This is a genomic window from Halalkalirubrum salinum (assembly GCF_005543295.1).
Taxonomy (GTDB): domain Archaea; phylum Halobacteriota; class Halobacteria; order Halobacteriales; family Haloferacaceae; genus Halalkalirubrum; species Halalkalirubrum salinum.
The window spans coordinates 11,847-35,976 of record NZ_SRSG01000019.1 but is presented as its reverse complement, the minus strand read 5'-3'; the positions used below and the strand labels follow the sequence as shown (position 1 = coordinate 35,976).

The following is a 24,130-nucleotide window of genomic DNA, read 5'->3' as shown; positions in this document are numbered from 1 at the left end:
AAGACGCTCAAAAGATCCACAAGCAGCGACCAATCCTCCAAGAACGGCTTGCTACCACCATCCAACCGACTGCTGAGGCTTAGCTAAAGACCAATGATGATGAGGTCAGGATCCCCATGGCTCGTCAGGCCGATGTGATCGATCAGTCCCTCGGCCTTTGCCTCGCGGAACGCCTCGAGGGCGCCGCCTTCACCCGTGATGGTGTCGAGTTCTTCCTCATACTCCAGCCCGTGGACCTGGTAGAGATTGATCGTGTCGATGCCGAGTCTGTCGAGCGAGCGCTCGAGTTTGTGCCGAGCACCATCATACTCGCGTTTCTGAGTTTTACAGCCGAGGAAGATGTCCTCACGGTGTTGGCGGAGTTTTGGCCCGAGTTTGAGTTCGGCATCGCCGTACTGGGGTGCTACGTCGAAGTGATTCACACCGTGATCGAGAGCGTGTTCGATCATCTGATTGGCCCCCTCCTGTTCGAGCCAGTTCAGGGCAATGGCGCCGAACGTGACAACCGTGGTTTCCTGATCGGTGTCGCCAAGCTTGCGGGCCTCGATATCTCCTGTCATAGTTCGACTTAGGGAAGTCAAAAAATAAAGGGCAGGGGTGAGATATAATTCGTCGCAGGGTGGGCGGCAGGAATCCCACTGTCACAGTGAGCGTTTCGAAGAAGACGTAGCGTGCAAGCGGTCCCTGGATAAATCCGCGGATCGATAGAACATCGCTCTTTCTGCAAGACACGCGCTCTGTATTCAGTAACCTGTACCTATCAATCTTTGAGTATTTCAACAGCGCCGCCGATTTGGATGTCAACCGCGGTGAGGCCGGTAACGGCCGACGCCAGAATCGTGCCGATTCGCAAATTCATCAAAGGCCAACCATCGTTGCCACCAGCGACTACGTCGCCCACGTCTGTCCTAACGACAGTGTCCCCGCGGGTCCCGAACAGCGTTATATCATCGATTTTAGAATTATAGAACGGAAGCCTGATTTCGGCGAGCCACAACGACAATCGAACAACCAACAGAGCCGATGAATTATAATCACTGGCAGTAGAGGAGAGAGATATGAGCGAAGGAGACACGATTATAAACGCAGTTATCGGTGCAGTCGTTACAGTTGTGCTATCATTCACTGGGTTTTCCCCGATTCTGGGTGGTATGGTCGCAGGCTATCTTCAGAAGGGAGATCGTACCGGGGGCATCCGTGTCGGTGCGCTCTCGGGTGCGATCGCGGCCCTTCCGTTTCTCTTGCTGTTTTTGGTGTTTTTCGTGTTCGGAGGGTTCTTTATGACGGGCCCTATGATTAGCGACGGTATGGGCACCGGTATGGCAGTTCCTGGTGGGTTCGTCTTTGTGCTTCTGTTTGGATTCGTGTTTGCGCTCATTTGGAGTGTCGGACTGAGCGCGCTCGGGGGGTATCTCGGTGTGTACATCGCTACTGAAACAGACATCGGAGGCAGCTAACTGCGTTATTCCGATCTTCTTATTAACTAACAACGATGCCGGGTTACTTCACGGATGACCTGAAATCACCCAACGAGTGAATCGGGTTACTGGTAGCCTCTACAGACTAATGATCAGATTCTGTTTCGCCCTCTCGTCAGGATTGCTAAGGCAAAGCTTCAATCAGAGTGCAGTCAGATAATTGCAAGAGTGATCGGCGGCGTACTTCGCGCTCGGTCTTCGTCCACTATCCTCTCACTCGATGCTGTGTCGGATTCAGTATCAACTGACAAATGTGGCTGTTGGATAGATCGGGTTCGTTCAACAGTATTGTGAGTTCGGTCTGAACAGAATTAATAACGATCCGCATCTATGTAAATAAGAGACAAATGGACGAACTCGATCAGGTGTTGAAAAAGTATGCCACCAGCCAGGATCTTATGGATCAGATCCGGTATGTTGCTGAGACGTTGAGTATGGAATTTGAAAGGTGGGACGATCGCTACGTGAGTGGCCCTAGTTTGTACTTTCTGGTCGTAGCAGAAACCGATTTCGAGGAATACACCGACCCACTTGGGGAGAATATCTGGCCGACCGATCGGTGTAAGATCGTACACGACTCACTCGAGAGATTTCGACGGGTCGCAGAAGACGTCGAATTTAGGCGGGATGGCGCGATCATTGTAACTGGAGACGGGACAATTCAACGATAGATGGTTCGCGTTCGGAGCCCCAGCCCCACGGAGGTGCCGGCAGTTGAGTACCTCGAGTATCCTGACTGGATGGGAACTAAACACATGAGTGCCCTGGAAACGTCACTCCGAAAGAAGGTCCTGTGGGCAATCACGCTCAGTGAAGAAAACGGACGTGTCACTACGTATCTTGATGGCACGTATCAGGACTACCCACAGGAGGAGATCGGCGGCCGGTGGCGACCTGATTGACATCCTCCCACGGTTGAAGCCGGTGGCTTTCGCCTCGCTACCACTGTAATCGACCTATGTGGCTCACCTCGGTTTCGACAGAACGGAAAGACGAAAAGTAAACACTGCTTGCGATCTTTTTCCTCATATGAACCATGATCGCCTCCATGCCCGGAAACCGACTCACGATATTGAACGCTGGTCGATCGGGACGATTCACGCAGTCGATCAGCGGGATGGCCACTATGTCGTCACTGTCATCGACGAGAACAACGAACCGGTCGAGCTAGTTGTCACGCTTGCGATTCGAGAGTTATTCCTTAGCCGGTTGGATATCAGTGAGGAGGAGTCCCCCGTCGGTGAGGTGGTCTGGTACCGCAAACACGGTGGCTGAGACCAAGCTATTTCTCTCATTTGTTTTTTGTATCTGCTTATGTAGTACGAGTGTCGAGTGGATGATTAGTGTCGTACACAAGTGCGATCGCCCACTGTCGCGGTTTCTGCGTAGGCGTAGTTAAAACAGTTTGGATTATTACTTTTTCTATGTTTAATCTACTATTCTATATATTTATTGCGGTCCAATATTCACACTATTTGTCCCTACTATCAAGATTGTGCTTACGACTAAATTGGCGACGTAGAACCGCGCCAGTGCCCAGGGCGATCGCGTCTACGATATCGTGATTTTGGGGAGTTCTATGAAAACCTGCGGTGCAATTAGGTAATTTTGGTCGAGACGTGCGTTTCTGAAGTGAATATTCTAAGTACAGTTTGACTGCTAGCATGATTCTTTCTCAGCCTGTATTGCAGAATTTACAACAAAACGTGGTCAGACTTCGTTCATTCCCGAGGAGTATATCGGAATTATACCCCAGTTGTGAACAGTGTAGTGGAGCCTACTAATGGCAAATATTCCAATAAATATAACTGTATTTCTATATGATAAATTAGTCATACTGCGATGGATACAGGTGTTTCCAAACAACTACGGGCGTTCCTTCTTGTTCACAACTTCGGTACGGCCCCGGCCAGGAAGCAGGGAACGATTTCTGCCACAGGTGATTCTATAAATGCATCTCTACACCTGCTAGTCCATACCTGAGCACCGTCAGGGAGTATGTGAAAGAGTGATGCGGTAATGTGGGCCAAGGCAGATTCGAAGCCGTGCCAAATGGTCCTGCTCGCTCTGCTTCGCGGGCTGCGACTCGCTGGCACCCAATCGCTATCACTCACCGTTGTTACGTGGGGTGAAAATGGGCCGGCGCAGATCCGACCCCGGGCGAGACTCGCTCCACTCGTCTCGCTGGCCCCCGTTCGCGTCGCTCGCGGGGATGCGGTTACAACCACCCAAAGACCGACATGGCTTCGGCTGACAGGTGTTAGATGCGGGAAAGGTAGGCCGGCGCAGATGACGAACACGGAAACACGATCGCTCACGGTTGTGACGTGGGGTAAAAATGGGCCGGCGCAGATGTCGAACTCGGGAAGACGGTCCGGGTCGCTCACTTCGTTCGCTTCCCGGGCTGCGACTTCCCTGCTCGAATCTGCGTGGCTACTTCCCCGCAACGGACACTCGTCGCTATCGCTCCTCGTGTTGCGTTGCGGGAGAAGTGGGCCGGCGCAGATTCGAACTGCGGTTACGGCCACCCGAAGGCCGAAGGATACCAAGCTACCCCACCGGCCCGCATACGCCCGTTATCCGATGAGAAAGTTAATCATTCCGGAATTCGAGTCGCGATCGACCGCGGTCAGCGTCTATTGGACCGATCGCCGAACCACACGCGTGGATATGACGTACGTCACGGCGACCGCGATCATGAACAACGCGGTTCCAAAGATCGCAGGGTTTGCAGTCGACAACAACGCGGTGAGTTCTGCTTGAAATGGGATCGCCACGACCGCGGCGAAAACCACTGCTGAGAGTCCGACAAGCACAGCCCAAATGAGCGTGAACACGGAAATTGGGCCGATCATCGGAGACTGGCTATCGGTTTGGTAGCTCATACACGAGTATTGTACGTATATCATAAAACCTCAAGTGGCGATTCTCAAGCGGCGGGAACGAGGTACACGCGTCCAAACTCATACCCAGGTCTTCAAAGAGTTTGAGTCGCGTGATTCGAGGGGTGTACCATATGGCCTATCTCATCCGACTCAAACTAGCTAGTATGGCTCGAAATAGGCAGCGCTATCAGGACCAATCCCGCCGAAAACTTCTTCGAGCGATCGGAATCACAACAACGGCCGCGATCGCCGGCTGTCTCGGAAGCGACGAGCAAGCGCCAGAGGCGGTGTCACTCGACGACGGACAGACCTGCGACGAGTGTGGGATGGTGATCAACGAACACCCGGGGCCGACCGGACAGGTATTTTTTGCTGAGGACCGGCTCGATCGAGATGGCCCGGCGTGGTTCTGCAGCGGGACATGTACGTACTCGTATCGATTCGATCGCGAAGATGAAGGGTGGGAACCATTGGTGACGTACCTGACTGACTACAGTCGTGTTGAGTACGACATCAGGGGCGAAAGCGACCGCTCAATCTCACCACATCTCAACACAGACAGCTACCGGCCTGAATCAACGCTCGTCGTCGTTGCGGGCAGCGACGTCGGCGGAGCGATGGGTCCAGACATCATACCATTTTCCGACACCGAAGAGGCATCTACGTTCGCAGACGAATACAGCGGAACCGTTGTTGATGCAGTTGATATCGATCGCGAACTGATCGATGGTATCCGATCGTAATCGACCGCAAAACGACCCTTAATCAGAGAGCATCGCAGAGTCAGTCCCACGAGACCGAACCGATCGAATCGCACTCCCGATCACGATACTCGCGACGATGACTGCGGAACCAACGATCAACACGGAACTGACGGTGCCAAGGTATCCAATTCCAAGGATAGTCCCAACTCGGTCGATCGCGACCGCAACCGCAGCGATAAGCAACAGCAACCCAAAGTAGATTCGGGTTTCGTCCTCATCAACCACGACTGTCGACGCCGAACCGATCTGTGCGCCGAGCGCGCTTCCGAACAACAGCGGGACGACGATCGATAACTCGACACCGCCGGCCTGCCCGTAAGTGAACGCCCCCGCACCACCGGAGATGACTCCGCCAACCAGGTTCGTTCCGACAGCGACTGGTAACGGCATCCCGATTAGATAGTGGATCGCTGGCAGCCGAATAAAGCCCCCACCGATCCCCAAAAAACCAGAGAGGATACCCACCGCGATAGCAACCACCGAGATGACCCAAATCGACACTCGTGTGCCGCCGCTGAGGGTGACCATCGGCGGAATATTGTACGATTGAATCTGCCGGGCGAGTTCGGGAATATCTTCGTCGACGTTCGCGTCAGACTCGTCGCTGTCGTCTTCGATCGCATTCTTTGTGAACAACAGCCCAATCCCAGCGAGCAAGACGACGTACGTCGCGCCGATAACCACCTCTGCCGCACCAAGTGTCTCCAAGTAAAACACGCCGATTCGGCCTATTTCAATACCGACGCTGAGTCCGACTGCCATTAGCAGGCCAAGCTTGTAGTCGACCTGCCCAATGCCGTGGTGTTTGATCATGGCGATAATCGCCGTCCCGAAAACGAACGCCATCGCGCTGCCGATCGCAACTCGTGCGGGATAGCCCATCACGAGCAGCGCAGGCGTGACCAGGAACGATCCGCCCATCCCGAAAAAGCCGTACAATAACCCAACGACGAAGCCGAATCCGACGAACGTCACGAGCACGCTCACGGCGATTCCGAACAGCTCCATGCTACCCTCTCCCCCGGCGGCGTCGGTTTCCGTCACGATCGCGTGTCGGTTGTGTGCCGGTGCCTCTCGCCGGCGCACCCGGCGCGATTGAAGGAGTTTCCGTTATGTACCACTCCGCTCGGACGGGCAACTGAGATTGTGATGACATACGCACTCGAGTGATGATACGGCAACAGCAGACATATAGTTTTGGTACTATTGTACAATACTAACATTTATATATCGCAAAAAACACAACCCGATCAGACCGAAGTCTCCGAGACAGAACAGGTAGCAGTCGTTCGCGCAACTGCAAACACGAGCAGACCGATGGTCACAAGAAACACGACAGTCGCGATATCGTATCCAGCAGTGGCGACGGCTCGGCTCGCACCCGCCCCACCGATCGCCCCCACAACCGAGCCGACGAGCGGGGCTGTACAGCTCACACACGTGACAAACCCGAGGGCTGCGGCTTTTATTGATCCGCCGGCACCAGCGACGAGGACGTAGACGATGTACCCCAGTGCCAGATAGCCGATCCATTTGAACGGCACGACAGAAAACCCAATTATCGATCCCTCGTATACGACGATCGGCCCCCACCCAGGAATCGCTGGCGAGATCGACAGCGAACCCATCCCGGCACCCGCCCGAATGAGTCCACTCACCCAAAGCAGCGCCGTCACGTAGCCGCTGCTGATTATCACCGCGAGCGCCCGGTTCGATCGAACAGGAACGGCCCCGTGCACCCACACCGTTGCTGCCGATCCACCGACGATCCAAACCACGGGGTACACGAGAGATCGGTAATCGGTGATCGCAGGCGAAGCAGCCTGGAGATACCCAGCGATCGAGGCGACGACTGCGACCGCGACGGCGACTGCGACCGCGAGAGATCGCTGCAGCGGCGTTGTATCACGCACAAAGTCAGGCAAAGCTGATGCAGACATTACGAGCTTGCGAGCGCTTAGTCGCTCTTTTCTTCCGTTCCACTCGCAGCTCGGCCGCCGCCGAGGTACCCGAGGTTGAGCGCGACAGCGACAACCGCGACAATGAGCACGGTTACCGCGATGTACGGCGTTGCCGGCGTGTCAATCCCCAAAAAGAGGCCGATCGCACTTCGGATCTCCCAGAGGATCACGAACAACACCGCCCCGCCGACAAGGATACCTGCCTTTGTGGTCGCGTCGCTCATTGGACGATCACCCCCACTTCAAACTGGGCAAGCGTCTCGATGATTCCTGTGGTTGCCACTGACTCTACGACTGCAGAGAAGGTGTCGATAATCACTGGGTAGGTCCCGACACCAGGTCCGAACAATCCCCCACGAGAGATGATGCTCACGAGCGGCAAGGAGTACGCCAACACAACGAGCACCAGCGCGATCCCAAGCCATAGCTTGAGATTATCAAGAACCACAGGAGAGTCACTCGGGCCGGACAGCGCCGGTGGCAGGCTGTCTCCCAGGCCACTCTGTTTGCTGCCAAGCGACGTCAACACGACGTTCCCGATGAACAGCCCCAGTGAAAGGAACAATAGTGTCCCACCGACTGCGATCTGCATGTCGAACTCGTTCATCGTCCCAAACGCCGGTGTGAAGTCGAACCCCTCGTACTGCGGTTCGGCAGTCCGTCGTGGGACACCGAACAGCCCCGAAACGTGCATTGCATTCGACATGAGTGCCATCCCGACGAACCACATGACGACCTGCAGGAGACCGATCGGCCGACTAAACAGCGGTTTGTTTGTCAGTTGTGGCCATAGCCAGTAGGTCGCTGCCATGAAGGTAAGTCCCACAGCGGTCCCGACGGTGAGGTGGAAGTGCCCGGGGACCCACAGCGTGTTGTGCACGAGGTAGTTGATATTCATCCCGGCATTGATCATCCCGCTGAAGCCACCGGCGGCGAACATCAATCCCGCAAGCGCCATCCCAGTGAATGCCGGACGGGCCCACGGCAACGCTCGAAGCCAACCGAACAGGCCGGTCCCACCCCGGCGCCGAGCACCGTACTCCATACTCGCGACGACAGTAAATGCGGTGAGGAGGCTCGGCAACAACAGGAACATGGTATTCGTCATCGCGATAAATTTGAATCCTTCGGCGATCCCCGGATCAACGTACTGGTGGTGGATGCCAACTGGCGTCGAAAGCAGGAGGAACAATACGAACACCACCCGCGCGAGTGGGTCGCTGAACAGCCGGCCGCCCGCCAGTTTTGGCAAGACGGTGTACCACAGCATGTACGCCGGCATCAACCAGAAGTACACGACTGGGTGGCCCCAGAACCAAAACAGCGTTCGAGTCAAAAGTGCGTTCACCTCATCAAACAGCCCGAGCGACCACGGTAACAAAAAGACGACGACCGCGATCGTGATGCCGATCGAGGCGATGTACCACATCAGCATTGTTGTCAACGCCATGAAGGTCTGCAGTGGGATCCGTTCATCAGGGTGTTCGCGCTTCCAGGCGTACCACGCCCGGAACCAGTCAGCGCCCGCAAGCCACGAACCGATCAGGAATATCGCAAGTCCGCCGTAAAACAGCGGATGCGCCTGTAGTGGCGCGTAGAACGTGAACAGCACGTCAGCACTCATCTCGGTTGTATCGACGAACCCACCGAGAACCGCGACCACAGCCATGAGTGTCCCAAGCACCATCAGGCCGTACCACGTCCACGAGTAACGCATGTCAACGAGTGGTCGATCGAGGCTCCTGACGACTCCCCACGTGAACACACCAACGAGGAAGAAGATCGTAAACGAAACTACCATCAATACCCCGTGGGCAGTCAACACGGTGTAGTAATACGACGAGTCCATCACGCGGAGGATGTCCGTCCGATGCAGTGTCTGAATAATTCCAAATAGCCCACCGAGAATGAGTGCGGTGAACGAGCTCCAAAGCGTTGCACGAACCAATTTTGCCTCCGCAGGGAACTGATCGAGGAAACTCGGCGCGCCAGATTCGAGTGATTCGCTCATTCGTCACCTCCGTCGTATTCCTCTTCAGGTACAACAGTTACGCTACCTTCCATCACGTGATGGCCGTCTCCGCAGTACTCGTTGCACAACACGCCGTATTCGCCTGCCTCGGAAAACTCAACAGTAAACGTCGACACCTCACCGGGGACGACCATTGCGTTCGCGTTCGTTCCGACGATCTCGAAGCCGTGGATTACGTCACGTGAGGTCACATAGAATGTTACCGTGCTGCCTTCTGGGACTTCGATCGGATCGGGCTCGAAGACGTACTGTTGGGCAACGACGTACGCCTCATACTCATCCTCGCCGACCTGTTCGACGCGTGGATCGGCAAATCGTGGATCCTCATCGAGCGCGCCGGGGTCGATCGTGTCCTCATCGTCGGAGATCATGTCGACGCCCATGGCGGTTGCGCCGTACGCGACCGTCGAAATAAACGCGACAATAAGCAACATTGCCAGTACCAGCCAGATTTTCTCGTAGTTGTGAATGTGCATTAGCCGATCACCGTCAGGTCATTGCCGAGGAACTCGATGAAGTACATGAAGACCCACAGTATGGAAAGAATCACGAAATATATCAGAATGAGAGCAAGCGTACCTTTTGGATCGAATTCCTCGTGATCAATCTCCCGCTTCGGTGTCTCAGTGGACATCGTGTGACGGTCTTGGAAAATATAGCATATAAATCTCCCGGGTCTTCTCGAAGATAAGGGACGGGAAACGAACTTATACTATCGCACGAAACATACACGACAGATGGTCGAACCAAGACATGCGAGCCTCGTTGCACTGGCTGCGTTGCCGGCTGTTGTCGGCTACCTCCTGTTCAAGCCAGCCCCGATCGTCGCCGTCGCGGCACTAAACGTGGTGTTGATCGCGGGGTCGTTGTACCTCGCAATGAGTCCCACTGGGAGTGAACACGATACGACTGCCGAGACAGCCGCACACTGAACCAATCGCACTATCCGAGTAGATGTCCTCATGTACCCTCTGTGGGCTTTCGACACCCGATCCTCCAGTCACTGACGAGGCGATCGACGGAGTGTATTGCTGTCAAGGCTGTCTTGAGGTTGCTCGTGTGCTCGGCACCGAAGAAGCTGAACGTCTTGACGCTGATTCAGTCGACGATACGATTGTTGACACGCAAGTCACTGAACACGCTACAGAGGGTCATGCACAGTCGGAGACGATCGACGACTGTGACAGCGCCTACCTCAGTGTTGAGGGCATGCACTGTTCGACCTGTGAGACGTTCCTCGAATCGCAAGCACAGGCACACCCCGGCGTTGCTGAAGCGACCGCGAGCTACGCGACTGATACGCTAAAAATCAGCTACGATCCGGCGGCTGTCGATCGCCGTTCACTGCCGGAACTCGTCTCAGGGTACGGCTACGACGCTTCGCATCGTTCGATTGAACCCGATCCCGATCCCAGTGGAGACATTGAGGTGGTCAAGTTCCTCATCGGCGGCGGGTTGTTCGGGATGATGACGATGGTGTGGTACGCGCTGTTTTTGTATCCGACGTACTTCGGCTACGAGCCGTTCGTTGATCTCGGCGGCTTCGACGGCTTGTATCTCTTTACACAGATCTGGCTTTTGACGTCGATCGTGCTGTTCTACACCGGCTATCCCATCCTCAGAGGTGGGTACGTCAGCCTAACTGCCGGCCAGCCGAACATGGACCTGCTCGTCTCGATCGCCGCACTCGGCTCGTACGGCTACAGCACGCTCGCGATGTTCCTCGGCCAAACGGACCTGTACTTCGACGTGACTGTCGCGATTATCCTCGTGGTGACCGCCGGCAACTACTACGAGTCACGGATCAAACGGCGCGCCTCAGACCTCCTCTCTGACCTGACCGCCATTCAGGTATCTGAGGCACGTCAAGTCGACGGGACGACCGTCCCCGTCGCAGCGATCGCCCCCGGCGACGAGTTGCTCGTTCGGCCGGGTGAGCGGATTCCGATCGACGGCGAGGTCGTCGACGGCGTCGCGGCGATCGACGAGGCACTCGTAACAGGTGAGTCGGTCCCGCGAACAAAGCGTCCGGGTGATGTCGTTCGGGGTGGAACTGTCGTGACCGATCGACCGGTGACGATTCGGGCCGGCGAGGCCGCCGAAAGTACGCTCGATCGGCTCGTCGAACTCCTGTGGGAGATCCAAAGCTCCTCACCGGGCGTTCAGCGCGTCGCCGACAAACTCGCGACAGTGTTCGTTCCGCTCGTTCTCGTCGCTGCGGTTGTAGCGACCGCCTGGACGCTGTCCACCGGTGCAGGCGGGACGGCTGCACTCCTTGTCGGGCTGACTGTAGTCATCGTGTCTTGTCCGTGTGCGCTCGGACTCGCAACCCCGCTGGCCGTGGCTCGTGGGATCAAAACCGCGGCGAGTCACGGGATCGTCGTTGCGTCAACGGCAATCTTTGAGCGAGGAACTGATGTCGATATAATCGCGGTTGATAAGACAGGGACCCTCACGAGTGGTCGGATGACGGTCTCGGAGACGATCGGTGACGATCCTGGCCTGGTGCTTTCGGTGGCGGCTGCGCTCGAACGTGCGTCTCCGCATCCGATCGCCGACGCGATCGTTGCGGCTGCAGCCGAGAGCGGCCCAGCAACAGACGAGTTTGAACGCGTCGCAGCCGACGGCGGAGCGGCCGCCCCGAAGGTCAAAACGCAGTCAGCGACGGTCTCAGAAGACAAGGTCGCGCCCGCAAACGCGGCAGTCACTGCCGATATGGACTCTGTTGAGCTTGGCGATCGAGGGGTGCACGGCACGGTCCGCAGTGCGGACAGCAGAGACGGACCGATCGACGCGGCAGTTGGCCACCCAGCGTTGTTTACTGACTGGGCAGATCCGAACGACTGGATCGCCGCCGCAGAGTCAATCCAAGCCGACGGAGACGTCGCGGTTGTCGTCGGTTTCGAGGAAGTCGTCCGAGGAGTGATCGCGGTCGGCGACGAGCCAAAACCCGAGTGGGATCGCGTGCTCTCTGAACTCGCGGCGGGCGATCGCGAACTGGTCGTACTCACCGGCGACGACGAGCCGGCGACGACGCGCTTCGAAGCGCACCCGGACGTCGATACCGTGTTCGCGAATGTGCCACCGGAGGCGAAAGCGGCCACCGTCGAACAGCTCAAATCCCGCGGACAGGTCGCAATGATCGGCGATGGGAGCAACGACGCGCCCGCGCTTGCGGCCGCAGACCTTGGGATCGCACTCGCCACGGGGACGAAGCTCGCAACCGATGCAGCTGACGTGATTCTCGTCGACGGCGACATTACAGAGCTGCCGTTCGTGTTCTCGCTTGCGGCCAACACGAAACGGCGCATCGCGGAAAACCTCGGGTGGGCGTTCCTCTACAACGGAGTTGCCATCCCACTTGCGATCGCCGGCGTACTGAACCCGCTGTTGGCCGCGCTTGCGATGGGCTCGAGCAGTCTTATTGTCGTACTCAACTCGACGCTTCGATCGCTTGAGTAACCGGCACAACACTTTGGTTCATAGTCCACATAGCGGGGGTATGTCAGACCAGCGGATCGCGATCGGCGGAACCGACGGCGAGCCGGCGGTTCTCTCCACCGGCCACCGTGTGATGCTGCCGCTTTCGACCCACGCGACGATTACGGGCGCGGTGTTTTCGGCGTCCAAAGCGGCGGTCGCGTCGCTGTTACCAAATGCCCTCAAGCCGATTCGCGCAACTCCGGGCCGTGCGGCCATCACGTTCCTGTGTGTCGAGTACGATCGAATTGGTTACGACACTGCCATCGACCCGTACAACGAGTTTGGCGTGTTGCTCCCCGCGATCCCAGAAGACAAACAAACAGTCCCGTACGCGTCGTTGCTCACCCACGGCGTGAGCGGATACGTCGAGTACCTCCCGGTGACGACAGAGCCAGCGCGAGCGCTCGGCGTCGATATCTGGGGCTATCCAAAGGAGGTCGCTGAGATCACCCATCGCGACGAGGGGTCGGTACGACACACCTCGGTTCGGGTTGACGGCGAGCGCCTGATTGACATAGCGATCGATCGACCGCCACAGCTCCCGTGGCGTCAGTCGGGAGTGAGCTACACGGAAAAGAACGGGACGGTGCTGCGTGAACGCCTCGAGTTAGACGGCCGCCTTGGGATGTGGCCCTACAGCGATCGGGTCGACTACGTGTTTGGCGAGCACCCACGTGCGCAGGCACTCTCAACGCTGGATCTCGGCGATCGAGCCCTTTTGCGATTCACTGCTGACGCTGAATTTTGGATCCACGAAGGAGAAGCGATCGGGCCGGTCTGAGCCGACTACCCGTTTCTCGCACCGATTGCCTTTGCGACCGTAACAGTTGTTGGCAGTGTGATCTTCTTTATTTGTTTTCGAACGCGTAAATTACGGTTCCAGGTTATGATAGAGCGGATTTGTATATAAATCTAAGTCATAATGCCAACTACTGGTAAGCAGGTAGCCGAGCCTGGCTTTGACTTCCGGGTCGCGAATCGATCGAGCTAATCCAACGGCTCCCACCGGGGCGGTCGACTGCAACCGGAAGCCGGTCGGCGACGCGGGCGACCTCGGGGTACCGTTGAGCTCTGAAAGGGCCTTGTCGGTCTCGCTGAAGTGGTTTGAGCACCCACTGGCAAGGACCACGCCGGTTCGGTGGCAGGCTGTCACTATAGTAACGTTTGCAACTCTTTGCAATAGCCACCTCGAAATACGGTTTGAGAGAGCATGAACAAGCAGTTCCTGAATCGAAGTGAAAAAATAATTGCAAACGCTATTATAGCTGTGCTGTCGGCACCAACCATCTCCAAGCTGACCATTCCCGCCAACCAACAGTCAGCATAATAGTTTTTACGGGCCCGATGAGATAAGATGGTATGGCTGACAAAGTCGAAGACACCGAGGAACTACCGTCGATCGCGGGCGAGTTTGCCGAGGAGCATCCCGACGTCTGGGAGGCCTATTCAGGAGTGGGCAAAGCCTGCTCAGAGGCAGGTCCGGTTGACAACGAGACGAAACGGCTGGTCAAACTCGCGCTTGCAGCCGGCTCAGAATCTGAAGGGGCAGTTCATTCCCATGTCCGGCGTGCTCTCGATGAGGGTATCGAACCCGAAACACTGCGTCACGTGGCCATCCTTTCGATTCCGACTCTGGGCTTCCCGAAGGCAATGGCGACGCTGACGTGGATCGACGATCTGATCCACGAGTAGGTCGACTCCTGACGGTTGGGAGACCGAGAAAAGGTTTTATTCCTCACATGCACAGATACGGTTATGAGTCGTTCGGATGGATCGGAGACACCGGCCGATCCGAAGCCAGCAGCCATCGAAGACCGCGATCTCCGGGTCGTCCTCGAAATCGAGCGGGGCGGCCCCTGTTTCATGGACGATCTCGCCGGCGACGTGATCGATATCGACGTCCGTGTCGTCAACGGGACCTGTCACACTGAGGCGACGGTGTGTGAGCCCAGTAGCTCCACGAACTCGACGATCGACACCTCTCGAGCGAACAACATTGAGTCCGACGAGGACCGCGTAGTTACCAAATACCACACCGATGAGGTGTGTGACCACTGCCCGAGTTCGGTGTTTGCGGCCTACGGCTGCATCCCGCATTTCGTGCGGGCCGACGGCCGGTCGTTCTTTATCAAGGCGTTTCTGCCCAACTCCGCGATGGTCTCTAACCTCGTTTCCGACCTCAACGAGATCGGCTCGACCGTCCGGCTGGTGAGTATGACCCACACCGGTAGCGGCGAGGAACTCAGCGACGAGATCTACGAGGTCGACGTCTCAGCGCTAACCCACAAACAGCGGGAGGCCCTCGAGTTGGCCATCGAGGAGGGGTACTACGAGGGCGGCGAGCGGCCGTCGATGGCCTCGCTGGCCGACCAACTTGGCATCTCGACGTCGGCATTCTCCCAGCGGCTCGCCCGCGCCGAGGGGCACGTGATGGGACAGTTCAACGGCTGATCAGTCGTCGGCCCCTTCGGCCGCCCGGTAGCGGTAGTATCCGCCGGTAAGGCTGCGGGCCTCAATCCCTTCGTGGTTGAGAATTCGGGTCGCCATGTAAGAACTTTTGCCGATCTTGCAGTAGGTCACCACCTCCTCGTCAGCCTCGCGATCGGCGGCCCACGACCGCAGTTTTCCGAGCGGGACGTGCTCGTCGCCGGGGATCGATCCCTGTGTCTCCCGCATTGCGGGCGGGCGGGTGTCGACCACCGTTGCCGCCTCACGCGTGTCGAGGAACTCGTCGAGATGGATGATCTCGGCGACCCCTTCGACGATGTTCGCGCCGATCATCCCGAGTATGTTAACAGGGTCCTTCGCCGCCGAGTACGGCGGCGCGTAGGCTAGATCCAGATCTCGGATTTCGAAGACAGTGTCGCCGTGGCTGATCGCGGTCGCCAGTACGTCGGTTCGTTTGTCGACGCCGGCCTCACCAATCGCTTGGGCACCGAGGATTGTCCCGTCGTCGGGGTCAAACAGGAGTTTGAAATGGATATCGGTCGCCCCTGGGTAGTAGCCGGCGTGGTCCGGTTCGGCCGTGTAGATCGCCTCGTAGGGACGGCCGTCCTCGATCAGCGCCGTCTCGGTGAGGCCAACCGTCCCAACGTCGAGATTGAACACTTTAGCGATCGCCGTATCCAACACCGGGGCCAGCGCGTCGTCGTGGCCCGCGATGTCGTTGGCCGCGACCCGGCCCTCGCGGTTGGCCGGCCCGCCGAGGGGTATCCACGCTCGCTCGCCGAAGATGCTCGGGACCGCGACTGCGTCGCCGACCGCGTGGATCGACGGCTCTTCGGTCCGGAGCCGCTCGTCGACCGGGATCGCCCCGCTATCGTGGAGTTCGAGCCCCACGGCCTCGGCCAACTCGGTTCGCGGCCGGACGCCAGTCGAGATGACGACCAGATCGAATTCGTGGTCGGTTCCGTCCATCGTGGCAAGGACAGCCTTATAATCTGTCTCGGTCAGGTCCTCGACGCCCGTTCCCAGCCGCAGGTCGACGCCGTGGGCTTCGAGGTGGGCCTCGACGAGCGCGGCCATCTCCGCGCCGAGAGTGTTGGGCATCACCTGATCAAGCAGTTCGGCGATGACGACCTCGTGGCCGGACTCAGTGAGGTTCTCGGCGACTTCGATGCCGATGTAGCCGCCGCCGATGACCAGCGCACGCTCGGCGGTGTCGACCGCCTGGCGGATGTCGATTGCATCGTCAACCGTTCGGAGGGTGTGGCAGTGCTCTATGGCTTCGACGTCGAACATCGGCGGCACCAGCGGTTCGGCCCCGGTGGCCAACACTAACTCATCGTAGCCGAGTTCGTAGGGCTCACCATCTCTCGGTTCGATGGTGGCGTGTTGTGTCTCGGGTACAATGTCGACCACGCGCTCGCCGGTCCGGATGTCTAGATTGAACGCCGCGCTCAGCTGGTCGGTGCCCATCACTGCCAGCTCCGATTCGGGGACCGTGTCGTTCAGGTGGTAGGGCAACCCACAACTCGCATACGACACGTGATCGGTGGCCTCGATAACGGTGATCTCAGCGACCTCGTCGAGCCGGCGGAGTCGCGTTGCGGTACTCATTCCAGCCGCGTTTCCACCGACGACCAGCACCTGTTTTCTCATATCTGATGCTGGGACCGACGACAAATATATCGTGTACGGTATTCCCACTGGTGTAGAATCCACCGGTCGGTCGACCTGGGGTTCTGTCCGCCATAGCTCCCGGTTGGGGCCGCGGCTTCCGATGGCTATTGGACGCTGGGCACCCAACCGTTATGTCGCATGCCAACACTCACTATCCTCGCGGACAACGCGGTCGACAGATCGCGGCCAAAGGGACTCCGGGCCGAATGGGGGTTCGCCGCCGCCGTCGACGGGCTGCTGTTCGACGCCGGACAGACCGGCGTTGCCGCCGACAACGCCGTGACCCTCGGGGTCGGGCCCTTCGAGACGATCGTCCTGAGCCACGGCCACTACGATCACACCACTGCGCTGCCGTCGTTTCTGGACGATGTCGCCGAGTTGTACTGCCACCCGGCGGCCTTCGAGCCGAAGTACCATGGCGACGAGCCGATCGGAATGCCCTACGATCGGGAGTGGATCGCTGCCCAGGTAGAGCTGCGGACCCACCGCGAGCCGGTCGAGGTCGCGCCGGGAATCCACGCCCTCGGGGAGATCCCCCGCGAGTTCCCCGACAGCCGCACCGGGTGCCACGTCGTCGACGGCGAGCGGGTCGACGACCCGGTGTGGGACGACCAGTCGCTGGTCGTCGAGGGTGAGGCGGGGCTCGGGCTGGTCGTCGGCTGCTGTCACGCGGGGCTCCGGAACACGATCAACCACGCCGAATCGACCTTCGAGGAGCCGATCCACACGGTCGTCGGCGGGACGCATCTCCGGTCGACCGACCCCGATGAGATCGAGCCGATCGTCGCGTGGCTGGAGGGACGAATCGAGCGGATCGCCCCCACCCACTGCACCGGCCGGCTCGCCCGGCGATCCCTCGCCGATGCCTTCGGCGATGACTTCCTGCGGGTCGGCGCTGGCTCGCAGGTCGACCTGTAACGCCGTTCTGTGAGTACCACATTGGTACTAGCAAATAGTTTATCTCCCGGGGGTTCGTAGTCGACGCCATGGCACCGAACAGCAACGGCGACGGCGAGGCGGCAAACGAACCGGGTCGCGGCGAGGGCCCACGCGGTCGGGGCAGACGCGATGGCGAGGGTCCACACCGTCGAGACAACCACGATGGTGATAGCCCGCATGGACGGGGCAACCACGATGGAAATGGCCGGTCCGGATCGGGCGACTGTGATGGCGACCGGCGGCGGCGTCGCGAGCGCAAGCGGGATGGCTGCGGCCGCTTTGCCGATTCGATCACCGGCGAGGACGTCCTCGGGGTCTTCGGAGCCGTCGACGGGCCGATCGTGACCAGCACCGACGTCGGCGACGTACTGGGGATCTCGACGGAGTCGGCCCGCCAGCACCTCAACGACCTCGTTAGCGAGGGGCCGTTGCGCCGCCGGAAGACCGGCCGGACGGTCGTCTACTGGACCACCGACAACGGTGGCGACTGATCGGGGGAGAAGGCGATGTGTCACAGCGACCACTCGGCCGCCGAACTGCCCCCCAAAGACGAGTTGACGCCCGCCGAAGGGCGGTATCTCTGCGGCGTCCTCTACCGGAGCCTGCGGGCCGGCCCACCGGTGACCAACCGCGAACTCACCGACCTCCTCGGCGTGAGCGGCGCGAGCGTCACCGGCATGAGCAAGACGCTGGCCGACGAGGGGCTGCTCACCCACGAACGGTACCACGGCGTCACGTTGACCGCCCGCGGCGACCGCCTCGCCCGTCGACTCCTGTGGCAGCGGTGTGCCGTCGAGCAGTGTTTCGCGGACCGACTTGGGATCGACCTGCTGGCCGAACAGGCCGCCCGTATCGCGACCGAACTCGATGCGGCCCAGATCGACAGCCTCGGCGACTGTGCCACACTCCCGTGTACGTCCCGGTGTGAGGCGACCGCACCGGCCGACTGTGACCAGCTCAGATCGACCGACACCTGAGTCTCAGCGGAACCGGTCGTCGGCCGTCGTCGACGCGACGCCCGCGTCGGTCTCGTCGACCCAGCCGGCGGCCGTGTCGGCGGGCACGTCGAACTGCGGGACGAACGGCTTGATGTCCACCAGCGGCGTGCCGTCGACCACGTCGATCCCGCTGACGGCGAGTTCGCGGCCGTCGACCGATTCGACGGCGACGACCGACAGCCCGATCGGATTCGGTCGGCTCGGCGCACGGGTGGCAAACAGTCCCCGTTCGGCCTCGTCGAGAAACGGTGTCGGCCGCAGCGAGTAATCACCGTCACCGGCGTGGAAGTGGTACAGCAGGATGCAGTGTGAAAAGCCATCGAGGTCCGCGAGGCCGGCCGCGTAGGCCGGGTCGACGACGACCGTCCCGCGGGCGCTTTCTTCGCCGGCCGGCTGGATCGGCATCCCCTCGGGCGTCCCGAACGGCGTGCGGATCTCGCCAATCGGCTCGTAGCAGTATCGGTCGCTGGTCATTCCTCGTTGGTCGCCGCCGCTTTATCGGCCCTCGCGGCGTGGGACTGGCGTCGACGCCAGCCGACCTGATCCATCACGTCGCAGGCGAGATCAGCAAATATCTCGCCAACCCCCGACCTGCTCAACACGATCGGTTCGCCAACCTCACCGGCCTCTCCAATCGCCGGATCTAGTGGAATACGGCTCAAAACAGGGAGAGCAAACTCTTCAGCGAGTTTGCTGCCGCCACCCGCCCGAAAGACCTCGTGGTTCTCGCCGCAGTTCGGACAGACGAATGCACTCATATTCTCGACAATACCGAACACTTCGGCCTCGTGGTCGTCAAACAGCCGGACACCCTTGCGGGCGTTGTCGAGGGCAACATCCTGCGGTGTCGTCACTACGACCGAGCCCATAACCGGCATCTGCTGGAGCATCGTCAGCTGTGCGTCGCCCGTGCCAGGCGGTAAGTCAACGACAAGATAGTCAAGCGGTCCCCAATTGACATCGTGCCACAGTTCAGTCAGCGTCTGATCGACCAGTGAACCACGCCAGATAACCGGGAGGTCCTGATCGACCAGGAAGCCGACACTCATTAGCTGCATCTGGTGGGCTTCGACCGGGACAATCCGTTGGTTTTGATCGGCCCGTACAGGTTCGCCTTGCACGCCAAGCATCCGGGGGATGTTTGGCCCGTACACATCGGTGTCAAACAACCCCACCCGCGCGCCGCGGTCGGCAATCCCTGCGGCAATGTTGACTGCGATGGTACTCTTTCCAACCCCACCTTTTCCGGATGAAACCGCGATCACGATCGGTGCGTTGGGGTCTGCCGCCGGGGTGTCGTCGTCGATGTCGATCGACAGCGATGGCTCATAACCAGCCGCCTCTATCGCTTCGCGAACCGCTACTGCCAGCTCCGTTTCCGCAGGTGAGTACGGCGCGCCGAACGCCAGCGGCACATGGGCCATTCCGTCGTCAACAGTAATCTCGCCAACAAGTCCTTGCGAAACGATGTCAGTGCCATCACGATCAGTGTCCGACCCGGTGCCTGCGGAGGCAGGTGGGCCGGGGACCATGACCTCGCGTAGAGCACCCTCGACAGCGTGGCTCACAGCGATTCCTCCGTCTTCGCGGCGAAGTGATTGCAGTCAATCGCGGCTGGCAGTTCCTGGTCTGCTTCGATTACGTCGAGCCGGATGCTGCCACGCTCCCACAGGGTTCCGTTGAGCTCTGTGACAACCTGTTTGAGCTTGTCTTTGGCCGCCAAGTGACATTCACTGTTGACGAACTGCGCCCATGCCTCCAGCGACTCAAAGCCAAAGATAAACTTCATTTCCGGAGACATTCCTTTGTCGTTCTTCCAAACATCAAATGTGGCGACGGCTTCATGGGTGAACCATTCCATACTGTTTTCAGCCAGCCACTGTTCATACGCTTGTCGACAGGTTCCGATCACGTCGAACTCGATCTCGTAGTTGTAAGGCGTCGAGTGCATCGGTGTCATAATTAACGCAATGTATTCATTGATCATTGTCTTACTGCTCAACTGGATAAGGTTTTAAGTATGATTCGTAATTAAGCGAGCTATCACGCTGAACGAACCAGCACGCCGTGTTCGGTCGCACCGTTCCACAAGCGATTTTAATTCGAGTGCTGAGAGGAATAGCCAGTCGGCAGGCAGTCAAGACGCACTAACATATGATGGTTGCGGAGAGCGCGATCGGCTGTGTCTATCCCGGTAAACACGGTATAGTATATAAAACCTTCATCCGTTGAGAGTTACCGCTACGGGAGTACAGCGTGAGCATATAAATATGAGCAACCCAACCGATCAATCGGGAAGGCAGATTCGAGACGAGGCCGGACTGAATCCGCTCGAACTCGTTGACGACCTAGCCGACGCCCCCGACGACAGCGAGTACGATCAAGAGCTCGGTCGGCGCATGGGTATCGACGCCATGCGCGTCGCTAACGGCGAATTAGACGAACGAGAATTTCACGAAAAGTACGAAGAGGAACTTCTCGTAGAGTTTGGCGATGACTACAGCCCGGCGGCGGTGATGCGCGATGAGTAGCCGCTCAGAGAACTGCCTGACACGTCGATCGCTGCTGAAAGCCGGTGTGGGTGCGGCGACGATGGCTGCACTCGGCGGCTGTGTATCCGACACGGCGGCAGAGCTTGGCATCGGCACTACCGACCGAACAGCAACGCCCGTAGCTGACGCCAATACTGCGTTCGGCAACTGTTGGATGTGCTGTCACAACTGTGCCCAAGAGGTGAAAGTCACAGACGACGGCACCGTCGTCGGCATTACCGGTGTCGATGGAAATCCACGGGGGAGCGCAGGCCCCGGAACTGAGGGGACGCTGTGTCCAAAGGGGTTGGGCCAACTCGACAAGACCCACGACCCAGAGCGAATCAAACAACCCTACATCCGCGTCGACGGCGAACTCCGAGAGGCCACGTGGGAGGAAGCATTTGAGTACACCGCCGAGCGACTCGAAGCGTTCGACGAGGAATACGGCGCTGAGACGTTCCTCGATGCCGGTAGTTGGGCTGAGACGCCGATTTTCCGAACAATCTGGCGTGACCTCTACGGTACGCCCGAGCGAATCGGCCGTGGCGTCCACGTCTGTGCGGGTGCGACGTTCGTCTCTGGCAGCATGATGGGAATCGGTTCGAACAACCGGATCCCAGACTACCAGAACTCGGAGTACCTCATCATGTGGGGCCGCAACCCGCTGGAGTCCTTCGCCGGCCAGTTCGAGGCCAAAGGCATACTGAAAGCCATCGAGGAGAACAACGCGACGCTGGTCACCATCGACCCGCAGTACACCGAGACCGCCGAGAAGTCCGACATGTGGCTGCCGATTAAGCCCCGGACCGACGGCGCGCTCGCGCTGGCGATGGCCAACGTCATCATTGAAGAGGAGTTGTACGACGCCGAGTTCGTCGAAAACCACACCTATGGCTTTGAGGCCTATCAGGAGGCTGTTGCGGATCGAACACCGGAATGGGCTGCTGAGATAACCGATCTCGACGCCGATGCGATCCGTGATATCGCTCGTGGCTTCGCCGAGGCTGCCCCGCAGGCGGGCATCTCGGTCTGGGCGGGAACCGCCCAGACAGGCAACAGCTGGAAGACAACCCAGAATATCAACGCGCTCAACGGGCTGGTCGGCAATATTGACCGCCCCGGTGGCCTCAGATTTTGGAAGTCTTCGCCGATCGCCGACCCCTTCGAGGTCTGCGAATGGACGCCAGATGATAAAGCCACAGAGACGACCATCGGCGTCGACCTACCAAACAATGCAGAGGGCAAAACGCCGGCGTTTCGTAAATACGACGAATACAGCGATAATCCTGCCCGCCACATCACGGGGATCGCCCACAACCTTGTCCCGGAAATGGTCGAAAACGGCCACATCAACGGGATGTACTGCCACCACGACATGCCACTGAAAGACGGCAACGCCGAGGCGTGGCTCAAAGCCCTCGACGAGATGGAGCTCGTGATCGCCGTCGACGCCTACTGGAACGGTATCACCCGCAACGCCGACGTGGTGTTCGCGGACGCGACTCAACTCGAAAAGGACACGATCGGCACAGGCTCGTGGAGCTCCTACAGCGACAAACAGTGGGTCGTCGGCGGAAAAGCCGCTGTCGAACCGCAGTTTAACACAAAGCCGGACTGGGAGATCCTGACCGGCATTGCCGAGGCGATGGGTTGGGGCGAGTACTTCCCATGGGAAGACCACGAGGAATTCATCGACGACCAGCTGTCGAAGGTCGATCTCACCCTCGAGGAACTGTCAAGCGGCGAGGCAAACTACGAACTGGTCGGCGAATACGGCTACGAGCAGTGGCGCGACAGCGACGGTCCGGCGTTCAAATTCGACCTTGACCAAGTCGGACCGTTTACCAAGGCTGCCGAGGAGGCCGGGATGGGAACCGCACCCGAGTGGCACCCACCGGGCACCTACGGCGACGAACTCAGCGAGGAGTACCCACTGGAGTTCTACGACATCCGGTCAGTGTTCTTCTCACACGGCAGTGACCAGGGGATCGATCGGCTGCTTGAACAGTTCGCCCGCAAGAACGACCTAGAGGAGAAAGACTACCGCGGAAACTACCTCCATATTAACCCGATCGACGCCGAAGCGCGCGACATCGAGATGGGCGATATAGTGACGGTTGAGTCAAAGACCGGAAGCGGTGAACTGATGGCCCACGTCACCGAGCTGATCAAACCTGGTGTTGTGACCAGCGAGTACGGCTTCGGCGAGGGCTCGACCCAGCAGGACTACGAGGGGATGAACACCATGATACTCCACGACACCCAGATGGACCCGATCACGGGACAGCCCGACAGACATCTCGCCGTCGAAGTCACCGGAGGTGAGTGAAATGGGTGAACAGTGGGGATTCTACTTCGACTCGGACAAATGTATCGGCTGCCATGCCTGCTCGGTGTCCTGTAAACAGCGACACGGCCGCGACCCCGAACAGGACGAGTGGCGAACGGTCAAGAACGTCACGACCGGCGAGTTCCCCGACGTGAGCTCGCTGCCTATCTCAATGTCGTGTATGCACTGCTCGGATGCGCCCTGCGAGAAGGTCTGTCCGTGCAACTCGATCCAGAAACGCGAAGAAGACGGTATCGTGGTCGTCGACCGCGACAGTTGTATCGGCTGTCACTACTGTGGGTGGGCCTGCCCGTACGGCGCGCCGACTTACGACGACGGTGGCATCATGTCGAAATGCAACCTCTGTATCGGCGAGGGGCCCGGCGGCGGCTACGGGATGCCGCCCCGCGAGGAGCAGGAAGACGGCGGTGCCCAACCCGCGTGTGTCGACAACTGTGTCGGCGGCGCGATCGAGGCTGGACCGGTCAGCGAGCTGAAGGAGAAGGCCTCGACAAAGGCCGTCGAGCAGTTCGAACAGGAGCCAGCCAACGTGATCGTTGAGGCGAACAGAGAGGACACCAACGCGTTCCCATACGAGGCGTGAT

26 protein-coding genes, 1 tRNA gene and 2 pseudogenes are annotated in these 24,130 nt (G+C 58.9%); 15 read left to right on the top strand and 14 right to left on the bottom strand.

Features of this window, described 5'->3' with window-relative positions:
* Window positions 1-95 precede the first annotated feature (95 nt).
* A pseudogene (locus E5K03_RS07865) lies at window positions 96-548 on the bottom strand (aldo/keto reductase); the annotation flags it as partial.
* Between the two features lie 510 nt (window positions 549-1,058).
* Between E5K03_RS07865 and E5K03_RS07860 the strand changes: the two are divergent.
* The 3 genes and pseudogenes from E5K03_RS07860 to E5K03_RS07850 all read left to right on the top strand — a co-directional run bounded on the left by E5K03_RS07860 (window position 1,059) and on the right by E5K03_RS07850 (window position 2,753).
* A complete protein-coding gene (locus E5K03_RS07860; RefSeq protein ID WP_138006173.1) occupies window positions 1,059-1,457 on the top strand; it encodes a DUF5518 domain-containing protein in 399 nt (132 codons plus the stop codon).
* A 368-nt stretch (window positions 1,458-1,825) separates the two neighbouring features.
* Window positions 1,826-2,380 (top strand): annotated as a pseudogene (locus tag E5K03_RS17830) (diadenylate cyclase).
* 127 nt (window positions 2,381-2,507) lie between these two features.
* On the top strand, window positions 2,508-2,753 hold the full coding sequence (locus tag E5K03_RS07850; protein WP_138006170.1) for a DUF7861 family protein: 246 nt from the start codon (window positions 2,508-2,510) through the stop codon (window positions 2,751-2,753).
* Window positions 2,754-3,970: 1,217 nt separating this feature from the next.
* Here the strand turns inward: E5K03_RS07850 and E5K03_RS07845 are convergent.
* Window positions 3,971-4,043, bottom strand: a tRNA-Pro gene (locus E5K03_RS07845).
* Window positions 4,044-4,114: 71 nt separating this feature from the next.
* Entirely contained in the window at window positions 4,115-4,363 is a 249-nt protein-coding gene (locus E5K03_RS07840) for a hypothetical protein (RefSeq protein ID WP_138006167.1), read from the bottom strand.
* A 164-nt stretch (window positions 4,364-4,527) separates the two neighbouring features.
* Between E5K03_RS07840 and E5K03_RS07835 the strand changes: the two genes are divergently transcribed.
* Window positions 4,528-5,106, top strand: coding sequence for a nitrous oxide reductase accessory protein NosL (locus tag E5K03_RS07835; RefSeq protein WP_138006164.1), 579 nt, complete (start codon window positions 4,528-4,530; stop codon window positions 5,104-5,106).
* An 18-nt stretch (window positions 5,107-5,124) separates the two neighbouring features.
* On the opposite strand, the gene E5K03_RS07830 is transcribed toward E5K03_RS07835, so the two are convergent.
* The 6 genes from E5K03_RS07830 to E5K03_RS07805 all read right to left on the bottom strand — a co-directional run bounded on the left by E5K03_RS07830 (window position 5,125) and on the right by E5K03_RS07805 (window position 9,754).
* Window positions 5,125-6,135 carry a sulfite exporter TauE/SafE family protein gene (locus E5K03_RS07830; RefSeq protein ID WP_138006178.1) on the bottom strand — a complete coding sequence of 337 codons (1,011 nt, stop codon included), beginning with the start codon at window positions 6,133-6,135 and terminating at the stop codon, window positions 5,125-5,127.
* A 242-nt stretch (window positions 6,136-6,377) separates the two neighbouring features.
* Window positions 6,378-7,067 (bottom strand): DUF7546 family protein, encoded by a 690-nt coding sequence (locus tag E5K03_RS07825; RefSeq protein ID WP_138006161.1) that lies wholly within the window; start codon window positions 7,065-7,067, stop codon window positions 6,378-6,380.
* Between the two features lie 17 nt (window positions 7,068-7,084).
* On the bottom strand, window positions 7,085-7,312 hold the full coding sequence (locus tag E5K03_RS07820) for a hypothetical protein (protein ID WP_138006159.1): 228 nt from the start codon (window positions 7,310-7,312) through the stop codon (window positions 7,085-7,087).
* Window positions 7,309-9,099, bottom strand: coding sequence for a b(o/a)3-type cytochrome-c oxidase subunit 1 (locus tag E5K03_RS07815; protein ID WP_138006158.1), 1,791 nt, complete (start codon window positions 9,097-9,099; stop codon window positions 7,309-7,311). Before E5K03_RS07815 ends, E5K03_RS07820 begins: the two co-directional genes overlap by 4 nt.
* On the bottom strand, window positions 9,096-9,596 hold the full coding sequence (locus tag E5K03_RS07810; RefSeq protein ID WP_138006156.1) for a cytochrome c oxidase subunit II: 501 nt from the start codon (window positions 9,594-9,596) through the stop codon (window positions 9,096-9,098). Before E5K03_RS07810 ends, E5K03_RS07815 begins: the two co-directional genes overlap by 4 nt.
* The gene (locus tag E5K03_RS07805; RefSeq protein ID WP_138006153.1) at window positions 9,596-9,754 is read right to left on the bottom strand and encodes a cytochrome oxidase; all 159 of its coding nucleotides are present in this window, start codon (window positions 9,752-9,754) and stop codon (window positions 9,596-9,598) included. The genes E5K03_RS07810 and E5K03_RS07805 overlap by 1 nt, the downstream gene beginning before the upstream one ends.
* Before the next feature lie 103 nt (window positions 9,755-9,857).
* Here E5K03_RS07805 and E5K03_RS07800 point away from each other — a divergent pair, with 103 nt between their 5' ends.
* The 3 genes from E5K03_RS07800 to E5K03_RS07790 are packed head-to-tail and all read left to right on the top strand — an operon-like array spanning window position 9,858 to window position 13,384.
* A complete protein-coding gene (locus E5K03_RS07800) occupies window positions 9,858-10,052 on the top strand; it encodes a cytochrome-ba3 oxidase subunit (RefSeq protein WP_138006150.1) in 195 nt (64 codons plus the stop codon).
* A 22-nt stretch (window positions 10,053-10,074) separates the two neighbouring features.
* The gene (locus E5K03_RS07795; RefSeq protein WP_138006147.1) at window positions 10,075-12,582 is read left to right on the top strand and encodes a heavy metal translocating P-type ATPase; all 2,508 of its coding nucleotides are present in this window, start codon (window positions 10,075-10,077) and stop codon (window positions 12,580-12,582) included.
* Window positions 12,583-12,622: 40 nt separating this feature from the next.
* The gene (locus E5K03_RS07790; RefSeq protein ID WP_138006144.1) at window positions 12,623-13,384 is read left to right on the top strand and encodes an acetoacetate decarboxylase family protein; all 762 of its coding nucleotides are present in this window, start codon (window positions 12,623-12,625) and stop codon (window positions 13,382-13,384) included.
* A gap of 90 nt (window positions 13,385-13,474) precedes the next feature.
* On the opposite strand, the gene E5K03_RS17685 is transcribed toward E5K03_RS07790, so the two are convergent.
* Window positions 13,475-13,732 carry a DUF1641 domain-containing protein gene (locus E5K03_RS17685; protein ID WP_265338718.1) on the bottom strand — a complete coding sequence of 86 codons (258 nt, stop codon included), beginning with the start codon at window positions 13,730-13,732 and terminating at the stop codon, window positions 13,475-13,477.
* A 230-nt stretch (window positions 13,733-13,962) separates the two neighbouring features.
* On the opposite strand from E5K03_RS17685, the gene E5K03_RS07780 reads away from it, so the two are divergent.
* Window positions 13,963-14,295 carry a carboxymuconolactone decarboxylase family protein gene (locus E5K03_RS07780; protein WP_138006135.1) on the top strand — a complete coding sequence of 111 codons (333 nt, stop codon included), beginning with the start codon at window positions 13,963-13,965 and terminating at the stop codon, window positions 14,293-14,295.
* Between the two features lie 63 nt (window positions 14,296-14,358).
* Window positions 14,359-15,054 (top strand): helix-turn-helix domain-containing protein, encoded by a 696-nt coding sequence (locus E5K03_RS07775; RefSeq protein ID WP_138006134.1) that lies wholly within the window; start codon window positions 14,359-14,361, stop codon window positions 15,052-15,054.
* On the opposite strand, the gene E5K03_RS07770 is transcribed toward E5K03_RS07775, so the two are convergent.
* Window positions 15,055-16,704: an FAD-dependent oxidoreductase gene (locus E5K03_RS07770; protein WP_138006132.1), complete on the bottom strand. Its 1,650-nt coding sequence runs from the start codon at window positions 16,702-16,704 to the stop codon at window positions 15,055-15,057.
* Window positions 16,705-16,863: 159 nt separating this feature from the next.
* Between E5K03_RS07770 and E5K03_RS07765 the strand changes: the two genes are divergently transcribed.
* From E5K03_RS07765 to E5K03_RS07755, 3 genes are all read left to right on the top strand, one after another.
* A complete protein-coding gene (locus E5K03_RS07765) occupies window positions 16,864-17,643 on the top strand; it encodes an MBL fold metallo-hydrolase (protein ID WP_138006131.1) in 780 nt (259 codons plus the stop codon).
* Between the two features lie 68 nt (window positions 17,644-17,711).
* Window positions 17,712-18,155: a hypothetical protein gene (locus tag E5K03_RS17390; RefSeq protein ID WP_205742974.1), complete on the top strand. Its 444-nt coding sequence runs from the start codon at window positions 17,712-17,714 to the stop codon at window positions 18,153-18,155.
* A gap of 15 nt (window positions 18,156-18,170) precedes the next feature.
* Window positions 18,171-18,641, top strand: a complete 471-nt coding sequence (locus E5K03_RS07755) for a metal-dependent transcriptional regulator (protein ID WP_138006130.1) — start codon at window positions 18,171-18,173, stop codon at window positions 18,639-18,641.
* A gap of 3 nt (window positions 18,642-18,644) precedes the next feature.
* On the opposite strand, the gene tsaA is transcribed toward E5K03_RS07755, so the two are convergent.
* The 3 genes from tsaA to E5K03_RS07740 are packed head-to-tail and all read right to left on the bottom strand — an operon-like array spanning window position 18,645 to window position 20,613.
* Window positions 18,645-19,136, bottom strand: coding sequence for a tRNA (N6-threonylcarbamoyladenosine(37)-N6)-methyltransferase TrmO (gene tsaA, locus E5K03_RS07750; protein WP_138006129.1), 492 nt, complete (start codon window positions 19,134-19,136; stop codon window positions 18,645-18,647).
* A complete protein-coding gene (locus tag E5K03_RS07745) occupies window positions 19,133-20,194 on the bottom strand; it encodes an Mrp/NBP35 family ATP-binding protein (protein WP_138006176.1) in 1,062 nt (353 codons plus the stop codon). The genes tsaA and E5K03_RS07745 overlap by 4 nt, the downstream gene beginning before the upstream one ends.
* 32 nt (window positions 20,195-20,226) lie before the next feature.
* Window positions 20,227-20,613, bottom strand: coding sequence for a hypothetical protein (locus tag E5K03_RS07740; RefSeq protein ID WP_171006635.1), 387 nt, complete (start codon window positions 20,611-20,613; stop codon window positions 20,227-20,229).
* Between the two features lie 319 nt (window positions 20,614-20,932).
* Between E5K03_RS07740 and E5K03_RS07735 the strand changes: the two genes are divergently transcribed.
* The 3 genes from E5K03_RS07735 to E5K03_RS07725 are packed head-to-tail and all read left to right on the top strand — an operon-like array spanning window position 20,933 to window position 24,129.
* Entirely contained in the window at window positions 20,933-21,193 is a 261-nt protein-coding gene (locus tag E5K03_RS07735) for a 4Fe-4S ferredoxin N-terminal domain-containing protein (protein ID WP_138006124.1), read from the top strand.
* Entirely contained in the window at window positions 21,186-23,525 is a 2,340-nt protein-coding gene (locus E5K03_RS07730) for a molybdopterin-containing oxidoreductase family protein (protein WP_138006121.1), read from the top strand. Before E5K03_RS07735 ends, E5K03_RS07730 begins: the two co-directional genes overlap by 8 nt.
* 1 nt (window position 23,526) lies before the next feature.
* A complete protein-coding gene (locus tag E5K03_RS07725) occupies window positions 23,527-24,129 on the top strand; it encodes a 4Fe-4S dicluster domain-containing protein (protein WP_138006118.1) in 603 nt (200 codons plus the stop codon).
* The last annotated feature ends 1 nt before the right edge of the window (window position 24,130 follow it).

Coding starts and splice junctions, on each gene's coding strand:
- E5K03_RS07860 (WP_138006173.1), top strand. CDS start 1,059: ATGAGCGAAGGAGACACGATTATAAACGCAGTTATCGGTGCAGTCGTT.
- E5K03_RS07850 (WP_138006170.1), top strand. CDS start 2,508: ATGAACCATGATCGCCTCCATGCCCGGAAACCGACTCACGATATTGAA.
- E5K03_RS07840 (WP_138006167.1), bottom strand. CDS start 4,363: ATGAGCTACCAAACCGATAGCCAGTCTCCGATGATCGGCCCAATTTCC.
- E5K03_RS07835 (WP_138006164.1), top strand. CDS start 4,528: ATGGCTCGAAATAGGCAGCGCTATCAGGACCAATCCCGCCGAAAACTT.
- E5K03_RS07830 (WP_138006178.1), bottom strand. CDS start 6,135: ATGGAGCTGTTCGGAATCGCCGTGAGCGTGCTCGTGACGTTCGTCGGA.
- E5K03_RS07825 (WP_138006161.1), bottom strand. CDS start 7,067: ATGTCTGCATCAGCTTTGCCTGACTTTGTGCGTGATACAACGCCGCTG.
- E5K03_RS07820 (WP_138006159.1), bottom strand. CDS start 7,312: ATGAGCGACGCGACCACAAAGGCAGGTATCCTTGTCGGCGGGGCGGTG.
- E5K03_RS07815 (WP_138006158.1), bottom strand. CDS start 9,099: ATGAGCGAATCACTCGAATCTGGCGCGCCGAGTTTCCTCGATCAGTTC.
- E5K03_RS07810 (WP_138006156.1), bottom strand. CDS start 9,596: ATGCACATTCACAACTACGAGAAAATCTGGCTGGTACTGGCAATGTTG.
- E5K03_RS07805 (WP_138006153.1), bottom strand. CDS start 9,754: ATGTCCACTGAGACACCGAAGCGGGAGATTGATCACGAGGAATTCGAT.
- E5K03_RS07800 (WP_138006150.1), top strand. CDS start 9,858: ATGGTCGAACCAAGACATGCGAGCCTCGTTGCACTGGCTGCGTTGCCG.
- E5K03_RS07795 (WP_138006147.1), top strand. CDS start 10,075: ATGTCCTCATGTACCCTCTGTGGGCTTTCGACACCCGATCCTCCAGTC.
- E5K03_RS07790 (WP_138006144.1), top strand. CDS start 12,623: ATGTCAGACCAGCGGATCGCGATCGGCGGAACCGACGGCGAGCCGGCG.
- E5K03_RS07780 (WP_138006135.1), top strand. CDS start 13,963: ATGGCTGACAAAGTCGAAGACACCGAGGAACTACCGTCGATCGCGGGC.
- E5K03_RS07775 (WP_138006134.1), top strand. CDS start 14,359: ATGAGTCGTTCGGATGGATCGGAGACACCGGCCGATCCGAAGCCAGCA.
- E5K03_RS07770 (WP_138006132.1), bottom strand. CDS start 16,704: ATGAGAAAACAGGTGCTGGTCGTCGGTGGAAACGCGGCTGGAATGAGT.
- E5K03_RS07765 (WP_138006131.1), top strand. CDS start 16,864: ATGCCAACACTCACTATCCTCGCGGACAACGCGGTCGACAGATCGCGG.
- E5K03_RS17390 (WP_205742974.1), top strand. CDS start 17,712: ATGGCACCGAACAGCAACGGCGACGGCGAGGCGGCAAACGAACCGGGT.
- E5K03_RS07755 (WP_138006130.1), top strand. CDS start 18,171: ATGTGTCACAGCGACCACTCGGCCGCCGAACTGCCCCCCAAAGACGAG.
- tsaA (WP_138006129.1), bottom strand. CDS start 19,136: ATGACCAGCGACCGATACTGCTACGAGCCGATTGGCGAGATCCGCACG.
- E5K03_RS07745 (WP_138006176.1), bottom strand. CDS start 20,194: ATGGTCCCCGGCCCACCTGCCTCCGCAGGCACCGGGTCGGACACTGAT.
- E5K03_RS07740 (WP_171006635.1), bottom strand. CDS start 20,613: ATGCACTCGACGCCTTACAACTACGAGATCGAGTTCGACGTGATCGGA.
- E5K03_RS07735 (WP_138006124.1), top strand. CDS start 20,933: ATGAGCAACCCAACCGATCAATCGGGAAGGCAGATTCGAGACGAGGCC.
- E5K03_RS07730 (WP_138006121.1), top strand. CDS start 21,186: ATGAGTAGCCGCTCAGAGAACTGCCTGACACGTCGATCGCTGCTGAAA.
- E5K03_RS07725 (WP_138006118.1), top strand. CDS start 23,527: ATGGGTGAACAGTGGGGATTCTACTTCGACTCGGACAAATGTATCGGC.